This is a genomic window from Commensalibacter communis (assembly GCF_947179015.1).
Classification (GTDB): Bacteria; Pseudomonadota; Alphaproteobacteria; order Acetobacterales; family Acetobacteraceae; genus Commensalibacter; species Commensalibacter communis.
The window spans coordinates 823,622-837,289 of the sequence record NZ_CAMXCM010000001.1 but is presented as its reverse complement, the minus strand read 5'-3'; the positions used below and the strand labels follow the sequence as shown (position 1 = coordinate 837,289).

General features: G+C 36.4%; 12 protein-coding genes and 1 tRNA gene. 10 read left to right on the top strand and 3 right to left on the bottom strand.

The window, feature by feature from the left end; genetic code table 11:
- Positions 1–30 precede the first annotated feature (30 nt).
- The gene (locus PQG54_RS03935) at positions 31–1,191 is read right to left on the bottom strand and encodes a bifunctional 2-C-methyl-D-erythritol 4-phosphate cytidylyltransferase/2-C-methyl-D-erythritol 2,4-cyclodiphosphate synthase (RefSeq protein ID WP_271788776.1); all 1,161 of its coding nucleotides are present in this window, start codon (positions 1,189–1,191) and stop codon (positions 31–33) included.
- Positions 1,192–1,322: 131 nt separating this feature from the next.
- Here PQG54_RS03935 and dusB point away from each other — a divergent pair, with 131 nt between their 5' ends.
- The 8 genes from dusB to hflX all read left to right on the top strand — a co-directional run bounded on the left by dusB (position 1,323) and on the right by hflX (position 10,684).
- Positions 1,323–2,357 (top strand): tRNA dihydrouridine synthase DusB, encoded by a 1,035-nt coding sequence (gene dusB / locus PQG54_RS03930; RefSeq protein WP_271788777.1) that lies wholly within the window; start codon positions 1,323–1,325, stop codon positions 2,355–2,357.
- Between the two features lie 112 nt (positions 2,358–2,469).
- Positions 2,470–2,850: an Imm9 family immunity protein gene (imm9, locus tag PQG54_RS03925; RefSeq protein ID WP_271788778.1), complete on the top strand. Its 381-nt coding sequence runs from the start codon at positions 2,470–2,472 to the stop codon at positions 2,848–2,850.
- Between the two features lie 117 nt (positions 2,851–2,967).
- Positions 2,968–4,056: a two-component system sensor histidine kinase NtrB gene (locus PQG54_RS03920; RefSeq protein WP_271788779.1), complete on the top strand. Its 1,089-nt coding sequence runs from the start codon at positions 2,968–2,970 to the stop codon at positions 4,054–4,056.
- Between the two features lie 20 nt (positions 4,057–4,076).
- The gene (locus PQG54_RS03915; protein WP_306421357.1) at positions 4,077–5,456 is read left to right on the top strand and encodes a sigma 54-interacting transcriptional regulator; all 1,380 of its coding nucleotides are present in this window, start codon (positions 4,077–4,079) and stop codon (positions 5,454–5,456) included.
- A gap of 16 nt (positions 5,457–5,472) precedes the next feature.
- Entirely contained in the window at positions 5,473–7,686 is a 2,214-nt protein-coding gene (locus PQG54_RS03910; protein ID WP_271788780.1) for a sensor histidine kinase NtrY-like, read from the top strand.
- A 7-nt stretch (positions 7,687–7,693) separates the two neighbouring features.
- Positions 7,694–9,115: a nitrogen assimilation response regulator NtrX gene (gene ntrX / locus PQG54_RS03905; protein ID WP_271788781.1), complete on the top strand. Its 1,422-nt coding sequence runs from the start codon at positions 7,694–7,696 to the stop codon at positions 9,113–9,115.
- A 16-nt stretch (positions 9,116–9,131) separates the two neighbouring features.
- Positions 9,132–9,377, top strand: a complete 246-nt coding sequence (gene hfq / locus PQG54_RS03900) for an RNA chaperone Hfq (RefSeq protein WP_271788782.1) — start codon at positions 9,132–9,134, stop codon at positions 9,375–9,377.
- A gap of 14 nt (positions 9,378–9,391) precedes the next feature.
- Complete coding sequence (hflX, locus tag PQG54_RS03895) at positions 9,392–10,684, top strand: GTPase HflX (RefSeq protein WP_271788783.1); 1,293 nt, start codon at positions 9,392–9,394, stop codon at positions 10,682–10,684.
- On the opposite strand, the gene PQG54_RS03890 is transcribed toward hflX, so the two are convergent.
- Positions 10,681–11,853: a hypothetical protein gene (locus PQG54_RS03890; protein WP_271788784.1), complete on the bottom strand. Its 1,173-nt coding sequence runs from the start codon at positions 11,851–11,853 to the stop codon at positions 10,681–10,683. The two genes, hflX and PQG54_RS03890, sit on opposite strands and share 4 nt — an antisense overlap.
- A gap of 166 nt (positions 11,854–12,019) precedes the next feature.
- Here PQG54_RS03890 and PQG54_RS03885 point away from each other — a divergent pair, with 166 nt between their 5' ends.
- Positions 12,020–12,796 carry an SDR family NAD(P)-dependent oxidoreductase gene (locus PQG54_RS03885; RefSeq protein ID WP_271788785.1) on the top strand — a complete coding sequence of 259 codons (777 nt, stop codon included), beginning with the start codon at positions 12,020–12,022 and terminating at the stop codon, positions 12,794–12,796.
- A 14-nt stretch (positions 12,797–12,810) separates the two neighbouring features.
- Here PQG54_RS03885 and PQG54_RS03880 read toward each other — a convergent pair.
- Positions 12,811–12,885: transfer RNA gene (locus tag PQG54_RS03880), tRNA-Cys, on the bottom strand.
- Positions 12,886–13,020: 135 nt separating this feature from the next.
- On the opposite strand from PQG54_RS03880, the gene PQG54_RS03875 reads away from it, so the two are divergent.
- Positions 13,021–13,668 (top strand): protein-L-isoaspartate O-methyltransferase family protein, encoded by a 648-nt coding sequence (locus PQG54_RS03875; protein ID WP_271788786.1) that lies wholly within the window; start codon positions 13,021–13,023, stop codon positions 13,666–13,668.

The following is a 13,668-nucleotide window of genomic DNA, read 5'->3' as shown; positions in this document are numbered from 1 at the left end:
AATTATAAATCTTACTAGCTTTATACTATTTTATTCGGGCAATAAAATACTTGTCATTGCTTGGCAAGCAATCCCTTCTTCACGCCCTGTAAAGCCTAGTTTTTCTGTTGTCGTTGCTTTAACAGAAACACGAGCAACATCAATTTGCAAGAGTCCTGCAATTTTCTCACGCATCTGTTCAATATGAGGTCGCATCTTTGGCCGCTCACAAATCAATGTAAGGTCAATATTAATGATCTTGCCGCCGCGTCGACGAACCCGTTCCCCTGCATGGATCAGGAATTGCTTGCTATCTGCGTTTTTCCATTGATTATCAGAAGGCGGAAAATGCGCACCAATATCACCCTCTGCCAATGCGCCATAAATCGCATCACATAAAGCATGCAGCCCAACATCTGCATCAGAATGACCTGCTAACCCCAATTCATGCGGCACTTCAATACCACATAAATAGAGAGGACGATCTTTTTCAAAAGCATGAACATCGAACCCAGAACCTATTCTAGGCAGCATCACATTGCTCATTAAACATTCCAATCTTTTTAAATCTTCTTGATAGGTAAGCTTGATATTATTCTCATCCCCTTGAACCAAAGCAACTTTTAAACCAACATCTTCAAATAAAGCAGCATCATCGGTTGCACTTGAACCAGCAGCTTTTCTATGAACCTCTAAAAATGGTTTAAAATGAAATCCTTGAGGCGTTTGTGCTCTGAATAAACCGTCTCTAGAAACTGTTTCTTCAATAATATTATCTTTATTACGCTTCAGCGTTTCCGCAACAGGAATAGCAGGAATAGCCGCTGGATAGTCTTTTAATGCGTCAACAACGCGATGGATAATTTCAGCAGAGATATTCGGTCTTGCACCATCATGAACCAAAACAATATCAGGCTGTTGATCTTCTGGTAAAGAGGATAATGCTTCTAATCCTGCCCTGACGCTATCTTGGCGTTCTTTACCACCATGTATAGGCGATAATATTTTTTTACTGTCCAGAGGAAGTAAAATAAAATTTAATGTATCAGGATCACCAACAGGTTGAATATAGTCTACATGCGGCAAGAATGCTTTAACAGCGTGATAAATAACAGGATGCCCCAATAATTGTATATATTGTTTTGGAACAACTCCATCTTTACTGAAACGTTTTCCGACACCAGCAGCAGGGATAATAAGAGCAATACGCATAATTATTTAAAAATCCAACTTATTGAGGGTTTCATTAAATGTTATTATTTAATAATACGCTTTTATTCAAGATTGAATAATAAAAGCTTTATGATAATGTTGCTGAAAGATTGTGAAGAAAGCAAAAGAACGTGACCATTTTATCTGATACTATTCCAATATTAAAGCCAATTTATCTTGATAAAGATAAAGTTATCGATGTACCTATTATTCTTGCCCCAATGGCTGGGGTAACGGATTATCCTTTTCGAAAATTGGTCAAAGAATTTGGGGCAGGGCTGGTTGTATCTGAAATGATCGCCTCTTGGGCAATGATTCGAGAAAATAAAACAACTTTACAAATGGCTGAACCACTTACCGAAGGGCTCAATTCAACCCAATTGGCAGGGTCTGATCCCGTTGCGATGGCAGAAGCCGCCAGAATAGCCGTTGGGCATGGAGCCAATGTGATCGATATCAATTTTGGTTGCCCAGTTAAAAAAGTTGCAGTTGGTCAACAAGCGGGTTCTGCATTAATGCAAGATGAAGAAAAAGCCGCTGCAATTCTGGAAGCTGTCGTTAAAGCCGTTAATGTTCCTGTAACGTTAAAAATGCGTATGGGATGGGATCAATATTCATTAAATGCACCGGATCTTGCAAAGACTGCTGAGAACTGTGGAATTAAGATGGTGACCATTCATGGTCGCACCCGTCAACAACTTTATCGTGGATCAGCGGATTGGGCATTTATTCGTCAAGTTAAAGATGCTGTTTCTATTCCCGTCATTGTTAATGGGGATATTATTGATATTGAAACCGCAACCACAGCTTTACAGCTCTCTGGTGCTGATGGATTAATGGTGGGCAGGGGATGCTATGGAAAGCCTTGGTTCCTCGCACAATTAAAGCATTATTTTACACATCATACTCTTTTAGACGATCCACCATTAATTGAACAAAAAGAGATTTTATTAAAACACTATCAAAGTATGTTGGATTACTATGGTGAGCGTTCTGGAATCAGATTATCTCGTAAGCATATTTCTTGGTATTCAGCCGGATTACATGGTTCTGCAGGATTCAGAGCCTCTATTAATCAAATGGATAATGCTGCTGATGTCATCGCTGCTATTAAAAGTTTTTATGACCAAAATATTCAACATCAACAAGAATCATTGCTGCAATAAAAAAATTAAAAGTTTACAGATATAAAATCAAGGTTTCGAAATTAATTTGTTATGAAAATAAAATGACCAATAAATAACACAACAGATCATTATTGATTAAGGGTATGAAGTAATGATGCTATCTGAAAAAATCAGAGTTTCACTAAGAAATGAAATAACTAATTTTCATTTATGTGCAGATCTAAATTCTATTGAACAAAAATTGAATAGCTATATAAAAAGGCTTATACCCAAAATTAATAGTCAAGACTTAAATAATTGGCGAGTTTTAATTTTAATTGTGATTCGTAATACAGATGCGATTGGTATCTTCAAACGATCAAGACGATACCCGTCAGATCATACGTATGAAATGTCTATTTCTATTCCAATCCCAGACGAACAACAGGCATCCTATGGTTCTCACAAAGCTAGTATAGGTTTTTTTAACGCCTTAAATGATAAATTCTATATTTTAGAACCTAATTTTAAGGATTATGATCGTTTAGACTAATATACGACAGAATCTGCAAAGAGAGCTATTAATCTATTGCTTGTAAAATGAGTTACATGTGGTGGAAAGAAAATCAAACTACAAGAATAATTATGAATAACTTGGCATCTAATCAAAATGAACATCGAATATCATCCTAAAAATTTAAATGGCTATGACATTATCGAATCTTTGCCGACACCTTTGATTGTCATAGATGATTCATTTAATATCGTTTATATCAATGGTGCCACCGAAGATTTTTTGATGGTATCTAAGAAAAGTATTCAACAAAGCTCTTTATACTCTTTCTTTCCCAATGCGCATGCTGTTTCAGAACTGATTAAAAAAGTTCAATCGAAAAAAAGAGGGATTGTTGAGTATGAAGTAGAAATTTTCACATATAACCAAGCCATCAAAGAAATAACGTTATATATTGCACCATTTATAAAAAATAAAAAATTCATCACGTTAACAATTCATGATTACTCTATTGTAAAAACCATAGAAGAAAAAGCTAGTTTTCATAAAGTCTCAAGAAGCGTTGCCAATATGGCTGCCTTGCTGGCGCATGAAATAAAAAACCCATTATCTGGAATCAAAGGAGCAGCACAGTTACTTGAAAAATCTTTATATATAGAGGATCAAGAGCTCACAACATTGATTTGTGACGAAGTTGAAAGAATTAAAAATCTAGTTGACCGCACGGCAATTTTTTACAATCAAAAACTTCAGATCAGCGATGTAAATATTTATTCCGTATTAGCCCATGTCAAGAAAATTGCCGAAAATGGATTTGCATCTTTTGTTCAAATTAAGACTATATACGATCCATCCTTACCATTAATTAAAGCAGACAAAGATCTATTGATCCAAGTCTTTATTAACCTTATTAAAAACGCGGCACAAGCTATAGGTAACAACCGTACAGATGGTGAAATTACTTTGATTATTGGATATGAACCTAATCTTATTATGAATATCGTAAAAACGAAGAAAAGAGTCACATCACCGTTGATGATCGTTATTCGAGATAATGGACCTGGTATTCCTGAATCCATTAAACATCGTTTATTTGAGCCATTCGTCAGCGGTAGGCCAAATGGAACAGGACTTGGATTGGCTCTGTGTGGTAAAATTATCAACGACCATGGTGGTATTATTGATATTCATAGCCAAAAAGGAAAAACTGATATAAAAATATATCTTCCTCTTACTAGCTGTTAATCCTTGGATATTATTTATTAATGCTGCACAACACCCCAACAATTTTAGTTGCTGATGACGATCGTTCTATTCGTACCGTATTAAAACAAGCGTTAATACGTGCAAAATATCATGTTGAAATAACAGATAATGCAACCGAATTATGGAAATGGATCTGCGCTGGAAAAGGGGACGTTGTGATTACTGACGTGTCAATGCCTGACAAAAATATCTTCGAGATTATTCCTAAAATTAAAGAAACTAAGCCCAACCTTCCTATTATTGTTATTAGTGCCTTATCCACTTTGTCAACAGCCCTTCAAGCTGAACAAGAGGAAGTGTTTGACTATTTACCCAAGCCTTTTGATTTAGATAAATTATTAAATACAGTGCAACATGCTTTGAACCATGTAAAAAACAATATAAAAAATCATGAACTTGAAGAAAAACTTCCTTTAGTTGGAAAATCAATCGCGATGCAAAATATTTATCGCATGATTGCTAGACTAATTAATTCAAACTTGAGTGTCATTCTTTCAGGTGAGAGCGGTACAGGAAAAGAATCTGTTGCGAAAACTTTACATAACTACGGCAATAGGCGTAATTTCCCATTCATCACTTTGAATATGTCCGCAATGAGCGCAGCTGAAATTGAAAATAAATTATTTGGACACGAAAAGAAAGGACAGTGGCAGCCAGGATATTTGGAACAAGACAACAAAGGAACTATATTTATTGATGAAATCAATGAGATGCCTTTAGATATTCAAACGCGTTTATTGAATATCTTAGAAAATAATACGGATACTATGCATTCTATACAAAATAATTCGATGCGTATTATTGCTGCAACGCGTCTTAATTTATTCGAATTAGTAAAAAAACAACAATTTAGAGAGGAATTATATCATCGTTTAAATGTTATCTCTGTGCACATCCCTCCTTTAAAAGAGAGGACAGAAGATATTCCTTTGTTAATAGAACATTTCCTTCATGAAAATTCGAGTTCTACAACATTATCAGAACAAGCAATTGCACTTTTAAAAGATTATCATTGGCCAGGCAATGTCCGTGAATTACAAAATCTAATTCTAAGATTAGTGACTTTTTATCCCAATCAAATTGTCCAAGAAGATCTTATTTTACCAAATCTGGAAAAGAAACCTTATCAACATCAAGAAATTGGTTGCTTGCCTTTATCAACTTTAATAAAAAATCATATTCGTCGATATTTTTCCGAGAACAAAGGGTTACCAATTAATAAATTATATGCTCAAATGCTAGCAGAGGTTGAAAAACCATTAATAGAGCAAACTTTGATAGAAACAGAAGGTAATCAAATTAAGGCAGCTGCTATCTTAGGAATCAACAGAAATACATTGCGAAAAAAAATAAAAGATTTCAATATTATTCATAAATAGAAACAAAAGGTTGAATGTGTCAAAAAAAACTAATTATGCGTCGGTTTTACGCATTATTGAAAAACTTTCCGGTCGAAAAGCAACAATTATTTTAGTTGCCTTGGCTTTGCTTTTTGGCATAGTTACATTTGTTATCTTATCAGGCGGTATTGTCACTTCACATAAACATCACATACAACTTATTATCACCCTATTAAATCTATCTGTTCTGTTATTACTAGTGACCGCTTTATTTATACGCATCATGCGTTTAATAGTCGAGCGCCGCAAGGGCATGGCAGGGTCTAAGATTCATGTGAAGTTGGTTGTTCTATTTGGCATTATTTCTATTATTCCCACGATCTTAGTCGGTGTTTTTGCAACTGTTTTGTTTCATTATGGCATTCAAATCTGGTTTAGTAATCGTGTCAGCACTGCCTTAAATGAGGCTCTACAAGCTTCAAGAGGATATTTGCAAGAACATAATGCAAACATCCGTACAGAGGCTTTTTCTTTGGCAAATTATATTCAAGGAATGCAAAATAACCTTGCCCAAGAAGGTCAAAACCTGTTTGAGGACAGCAATGTTTTGGATCAAATCCTCGACTCACAAGCAACCTTGAGAGGATTGAACGCTGCAATTGTTTATAATCCTGCAACTCAAAAAATTGTCGCTTCGGGTGGATTATTAAACAATGTATCTTATATCAAAAACCTACCTCGTACAACCACCAGCTTTATGTCGCATAATGATGTTGCCATCCTTGATTCATCAGATAAGGAAACAGTAAGGGCGGCGATTTCCATAAGCGACACGCCATCTTTAATGTTATTAATCATCAGACCTGTTGACCCAACCATTTTAAATCATATGTATAAAACGGAAAAAGTTGTCGACCAATACAACGTCTTAAATTCCAAACAATCACAAATACAAATTATGTTTGTTATTATTTTTGGATTAGTTGCATTGTTGGTTTTAGCTGCTGCGGTATTACTAGGATTATATTTAGCCAATCAAATTGCGCGCCCTGTAGGATTATTAACCCTTGCAGCGAAAAAAGTTAGTGAAGGTGATCTGAATGTCAGTGTCCCTGAACGTGACAAAGATGATGAACTTACCGATCTATCACGCACATTTAACAAGATGACTAACCAATTATCTGTTCAACGTACAGAACTTATTGAGGCCAACAAGCAAATTGATGATCGCAGACGTTTTACCGAGGCCGTATTATTTGGTGTGTCTAGTGGTGTGATTGGTCTGGATAAACAAATGACTATTGAATTACCGAATCGATCAGCAAATCAACTATTAAATGTTGATTTATTCAACCATATCGGTCAAAAAATTACAGATATTGTTCCAGAGTTTACAGAATTTTTGCTTAAGAATGCCGACAGAGCACAGCAATCCAAACAAGAAGAAATACAAATTCAAACGCCATCTGGTAGTCGAGTTTTATTAGTACAAATCGGTCCTGAAATCGGAGGGTCAGAGATTGAAGGATTTGTTATTACATTTGATGATATTACAGAATTACAATCAGCCCAAAGAAAAGCAGCTTGGGCAGATATTGCCAGAAGAATTGCCCATGAAATTAAAAACCCTCTGACGCCTATACAATTAGCAGCAGAGCGTTTAAAAAGACGCTTTCTCAAAGAAATTCAATCTGATAGTCAAATATTTAGTCAATGTATCGATACAATTGTTCGCCATGTTGGCGATATTGGCAGGATGGTTGATGAATTTTCGTCTTTTGCACGGATGCCACAACCTGTCATGAGCAAAAACAATCTATCAACTATTGTGAGAGATACGTTAATACTGCAGCAAAATGCACATTCGGAAATCAAATATCATATCGAACTGCCAAATCAAGGACCTTATTTGGATTGCGATCAAAGATTAATCGGACAAGCATTAACGAACTTGTTTCAAAACGCCGCAGATGCTATTAGTATGTTAAATAAATGTGATAATATTGAAACAGCTATTGCAGGAAACATATGGGTTCAGGTAAAAGAGACTGAAAGAGAGATATGCATATTTGTAACAGATGACGGGATTGGTTTGCCACAAGAAGATAGATTACGTTTGACAGAACCTTATGTCACCCATAAACCTAAGGGAACAGGATTAGGTCTTGCTATTGTAAAGAAAATTATGGAAGATCATAAAGGAACCTTACAACTAAGAGACCGTGCCGAAGGAAAAGGTACAACATCAATTTTGGCTTTTCAAAGATGAGGATAATATGGCGCATGAAATTCTAATCGTTGATGATGAACCTGATATCAGGTTGCTTATCGAAGGAATTTTACAAGATGAAGGATACTCTACACGTCTTGCAGGGGATGCTGATGCTGCAATAAGTGCTTTTCATGCACGAAGACCGTCTTTAGTCATTTTGGATATTTGGTTACAAGGTTCCAGAATGGATGGTTTAGAGATTCTCAAATTAATCCAAAATGAGAAACCCGCCGTCCCAACGATCATGATCTCAGGTCACGGAACAATTGAAACTGCAGTTTCTGCACTACAATTTGGTGCGTATGATTTTATTGAAAAGCCATTCACATCAGATCATTTACTTGTCGTTGTGCGTCGGGCATTAGAGAGCGCAAGGCTTGCACAAGAAAATGCTGAATTACGAGTTCGCAGTGGCGTTGCAATGCAACTGGATGGACAAAGCCAAGCTATTAGCGTTCTCAAAAGCCAAATTGATAAAGTAGCCCCAACAGGTTCAAGAGTTCTGATTACTGGTGCGCCAGGCACAGGTAAAGAAATTGCAGCACGATCCATTCATAATTTATCTAAACGTGCAGATGGTCCTTTTCTTGTTTTAAATTGTGCGACTTTGTCTCCCAACCGCTTCGAAGAAGAGCTGTTTGGTATTGAGGGAACACCTGATGGTACGCAACAACGTAGAACAGGTGTTTTGGAAAGAGCGCATGGCGGTACACTAGTACTGGATGAAGTGGCGGATATGCCTCTTGAAACTCAAGGGAAAATCGTCAGAGCCTTGCAAGACCAAACATTCCAACGAGTTGGTGGATCAGCAAGAGTTAAAGTCGATGTAAGGGTCATCGCAACCACGAACAGAGATCTAAACGTTGAAATTGGAGCTGGTAATTTTAGAGAAGATTTATATTACCGCCTCGCAGTCGTTCCTTTGAAACTGCCAAGTTTAAAAGATAGACGCGAAGACATTCCCGAACTTGCAAAGTTATTTTTACAAAATTGTGCAGAATTGACAGGTCTTCCCCAAATTGATTTGTCAGCTGACGCTTTGACAACATTACAGACTTATGAATGGCCTGGCAACGTTCGAGAATTGCGCAATTTAATGGAGCGGCTACTAATTATGATGCCTGGTAATGTAAACGAAGCTATACGCACAGATATGCTACCCAATAATATTGGGCAAAATGCCCCCAGCCTATTAAAAATTGATACACAAACCGACATTATCAGCCTTCCTTTAAGAGAGGCTAGAGACTTATTTGAAACGCAATATTTACAAGCACAGCTCATGCGATTTGGTGGGAATATCAGCCGTACTGCAGGGTTTGTTGGTATGGAACGAAGCGCCCTACATCGTAAGCTAAAACAACTTGGGGTAACCTCTTCAGAGGAAAAAAATAATAATACTAACATGAATAATAATAACAATTAATTTATAAGGTCGAACTGTGTCAAAAGATAATTATCAAAATATTCAAGACGTTTTTTTAAATCAGTTAAGAAAATCTAAAGTGTCCGTGACTGTTTTCTTGGTCAATGGGGTTAAATTACAAGGGATAGTATCAGGATTTGATAATTTCTCTATTTTACTAAGAAGAGATAGCCATGCTCAACTGGTATATAAACATGCAGTCAGCACCATTATGCCTGCAACCCCTATACAACTCCCTTTTAATACCCCAGAAGAAAAATAGAAAGAGATTACTGAATGACAAATTCTGATTCAACTCATCAAAATGCTCGTGCAGCAGTTATTGTTCCTTGGGATGTTTCAAATCGTCAATCAAGTAATCGAAATTCCCAATCTAGACTTGAAGAGGCAATCGGTTTGGCTTCTTCTATTCATTTAGATATTTCGCATACTGAAATTATAAATCTACGCTCTTATCGTTCTGCAACGTTAATAGGGCAGGGGCATATAGAACAACTCAAAGATTCTATTATATCTAACGATATCGAAATTGCTATTTTTGATACTAGATTAAGCCCAATCCAACAACGTAACTTAGAAAAAGCGTTGGACTGCAAAGTCATCGATCGTACAGCTTTAATTCTTGATATATTTGGTGAACGTGCTCAAACGAAAGAGGGGACATTACAAGTTGAACTGGCTCATCTACAATATCAGCGAAGTCGTTTGGTAAGATCATGGACACATTTAGAACGTCAACGTGGTGGCTTTGGTTTTATGGGTGGACCAGGCGAAACGCAGATCGAAGCAGATAGACGACTTATCGATGAAAGAATTATTCGCCTAAAAAAAGATTTAGAGCAAGTTCGACGTACCCGAGGGTTACATCGTAAATCAAGACAAAAAGTACCCTTTCCAATTGTAGCGCTAATTGGGTATACGAACGCTGGAAAGTCAACTTTATTTAACAATTTAACCGGGGCTGATGTCCATGCTCAGGATCAGTTATTTGCAACACTTGATCCCACCATGAGAAAGCTGCAGCTTCCTTCTGGTAAAACAATTATTTTATCAGATACCGTTGGTTTCATTAGTGATCTGCCAACAGAATTGATTGCAGCTTTTAGAGCAACGCTTGAAGAAACTGCGGAAGCTGATATTATCTTGCATGTCAGAGATATTTCACATCCTGAAACAACAGAACAACGCCAAGATGTGTTTTCTGTTTTAGATACGATGGTCAAAGATCAAATTTTAGAAGCTGATTGGCGCAAAAATACCATTGAAGTTTTAAATAAAATTGACTTGACCGATATTAATACAGTAGTTGATAAGCCTTCTGACTATATTGGCATTTCAGCATTAACAGGCGAAAATCTGCCTGCTTTGATCCAACTGATTGATAATCGGCTAGCTAAATTGATGGAAAAAGTAAATTATACAATTTCAATCAAAGACGGTGCTGCATTATCATGGCTTTATAATCATGGTGAGATTTTAGAGCGTAACGATGACGAAGACACCATTACTTTGTTTGTCAGATTATCCCCAGCAAACAAAGCACGTTTTGAACAAATATACTCTTATTAATAATGTAATTTAGCCTCAAAAATTCGATGAACTTTGCAAGGCTCTGGCACAATACGTTCAATTAAATTACGCATTCCTTTATTATCTTCTAAAATCCATCCTAATTCGATCATTTTATAAGATAATAATTCACCACGATTAAATAATTCATCAATTACAAGTGATGGCATCAAAGCACCCATAGCTGTATCACGAATTGAATGACTGATACCTAATAATATCACGCGTGCAGACTGAATTTGATGACGTAATACTCTATAACCGATTTTTGCCCAGCCTAATAGTGAAGGGGTCGGACCAATATTTTTTGACAAATCGTAAATATTAGGAATAACCAAAGCAACAGCAACAGGCATTTTATTTTGCTCGACCAATACATAGTTTTCAGGTCGTAGCATTGATTTCAAATCTCTGATTAAGACTGACATTTCTGTTGGAGTCAGAGGAACAAAGCCCCAAGTATTATTCCATGCGTCATTATAAAGCTGGCGTAGGATTTCACCATCTCGAGAGATTTCTTTCATATTTAATTTGCGAGTCGTAATATTACCTAGGCGACCAGAACCCATTTTTAACCCTGAAGGAATCTTATGTGCTTTTCGGGCTTTATCACCCATAATCATTTGATAAGATACCAAATCCATCACTTTTGATAGACCAGAAGATTCTATATGTTTTCCCAAATATTCTGGATGCCATGGCATTGCAATCATCGGAGGATCTTTTTGCCCTTTGACCATTGTTCCTGCCTCTGAATTGACATTCAAAGTATAGGGGCCTCTGATTTTTTCCATCCCATGTTTTCTAAGCCATTGGCTAGCAGCATTAATTAATTGTTGCACCACTTCTGCGTCATCGATTGCATCCAAAGCACCAAATAAACCGATCGGTTCTTTCCACTGACGCAAAGCATTAGGATCTACTTGTGCGGAAATACGTCCAACTGGTTTATTGTCTTTATATGCAAGGAAATATTGTGCTGTGCCATATCTGAAAAAGGCTGATTTTTTTGGGTGCAATAAACTGGTTTCTTCAAAATCCAAAGGTGGAATATAATCTGGAAAATGGCTATATATTAAACGTGGTAAACGAATAAAAATGTCCAGTTGTTTTGCATTACGCACAGGAAAAACTTCAATATTATTCGATTCAACGGAAATTACAGACATTAGAAAACCATTATTTTAATTAAGTCAAAAATGAATTTTATATTTTTTAAATTTGAAAAAAGGAAAATTATAAAATTACTCGTTACATGTTATATAAAGGTTTTTTATTCTTATAGATATAATTTTATAAAAAAAAATTAAAAACCATAAATTAAAGGAAACTCTATTGCCTCAATCATCAGATTCAATTCTAATAACAGGTGCTACAAGCGGTATTGGTCAAGCGCTCGCGCTTTTTTACGCCAAACCGGGAACTAAACTTTTTTTATGGGGGCGTTCTGATACAAAATTACAAGAAACTGCACAACGATGTAAAGATAAAGGAGCTATTGTTCTTACTTACCCGATCGATTTAACGAATCCTGTTTCCGCGGTAACATTACTCCACGAGGTAATACAAAAATTCACCATTAATATGGCTATCCTCGCCGCAGGGTCAGGTGATATTAAAGCAGATCAAGATATATTAGAATCTCAAAAAACACTCTATGGTTTAGCTCAGCTTAACTATGTTACCCCAAGTTTAATGGGAAATTTGTTAGCTCAACATATGATACAAAAGAACATCAAAGGTAAAATCATATTTATAAGCTCTGTCGCTGGTTTTCACTCTTTACCTTTCGCAACTGCTTATAGCAGCTCTAAGGCAGGATTAACTCGATTCAGCGATTCGTTGAGGCTTGCCGTAAAAAAGTGGAAAATCCAAGTTACGTTGGTTGTTCCAGGATTTATTGATACTCCAATGAGCCAACGACTTGAATGTGATAAACCGTTTTTAATGCCTCTTGACAAAGCTGTTCAGCACATAACCGAGGCTATTTCCAAAGGTAAAAAAGAATTAATTCTTCCAAAAATTTTCAAACTCTTAAAATGGATCGATCTAATAGCACCAAGTTTTCTAAGGGATTTTATTTTATCTCGGATCAAAGTCAAACAAGATTAATCATCAAGCGTTAATGGAGGTCCGGGAGGGAATTGAACCCCCGTAAACGGATTTGCAATCCGCTGCATGAGCCACTCTGCCACCGGACCATGAACGCTTGATAACAGCATATATCATCTACTATACTAAAAAGGTCAAGTAAAAAATGTATGAAACTTTACTTTTCATTCACAAGGGTTTCATGGTATTTAAACGCAGCACGTTATTAAAGATTTTAGGAAACAATGAATCACTCTCATTTTGATTTTGCTCAAGCACGACAGAATATGGTTGAAAATCAACTTCGTCCTGCTGAGGTAAACCATACACAACTTACCGAAATTATGCGCGCTTTACCCCGCGAAGAATGTGTTAAACCATCACAACGTGAGATGGCATATGCAGATATCAACTTACCCCTGTCTCATAATCGCTTTCTAAGTGAACCCAGAGTCATTGCACGTTTAGTTCAACTAGCTGATATTCGTCCTAATGAAAAAGTATTAATTGTTGGCGCATCAACTGGATATCTATCAGCAATTGTTCAATTATTAGAAGCTGATATTTTTGCAGTTGAAGAAAATGAAGAGCTTTCCTTGCAAGGACAAGATTTTTGCAAAAAATATGCTGATCGTGTGCATTGGCATACAGGTAAATTATCCGAAGGATACCCAGAATCAAAACCATTTGATATTATTATTATTGATGGTGCTGTGTCTGAAATTCCAAGCAAACTCGTTGATCAACTCGCACAAAATGGTCGAATTGTCACTGTTCTTAGAAAAGAAGAACAAGCTAGCCAAGCAGTGAAAATCGAAAAAACAACGAATGGTCTTGCAACAATTTCTTGTTTTTATGCAAGTCTACCTTTATTACAAGAACTAAAAGACTAA

What these genes read in the sequence shown, in the direction of transcription:
- hflX (WP_271788783.1), top strand. Translation starts at nt 9,392, where the DNA reads ATGACAAATTCTGATTCAACTCATCAAAATGCTCGTGCAGCAGTTATT.
- PQG54_RS03935 (WP_271788776.1), bottom strand. Translation starts at nt 1,191, where the DNA reads ATGCGTATTGCTCTTATTATCCCTGCTGCTGGTGTCGGAAAACGTTTC.
- ntrX (WP_271788781.1), top strand. Translation starts at nt 7,694, where the DNA reads ATGGCGCATGAAATTCTAATCGTTGATGATGAACCTGATATCAGGTTG.
- PQG54_RS03875 (WP_271788786.1), top strand. Translation starts at nt 13,021, where the DNA reads ATGAATCACTCTCATTTTGATTTTGCTCAAGCACGACAGAATATGGTT.
- PQG54_RS03920 (WP_271788779.1), top strand. Translation starts at nt 2,968, where the DNA reads ATGAACATCGAATATCATCCTAAAAATTTAAATGGCTATGACATTATC.
- PQG54_RS03890 (WP_271788784.1), bottom strand. Translation starts at nt 11,853, where the DNA reads ATGTCTGTAATTTCCGTTGAATCGAATAATATTGAAGTTTTTCCTGTG.
- PQG54_RS03915 (WP_306421357.1), top strand. Translation starts at nt 4,077, where the DNA reads ATGCTGCACAACACCCCAACAATTTTAGTTGCTGATGACGATCGTTCT.
- imm9 (WP_271788778.1), top strand. Translation starts at nt 2,470, where the DNA reads ATGATGCTATCTGAAAAAATCAGAGTTTCACTAAGAAATGAAATAACT.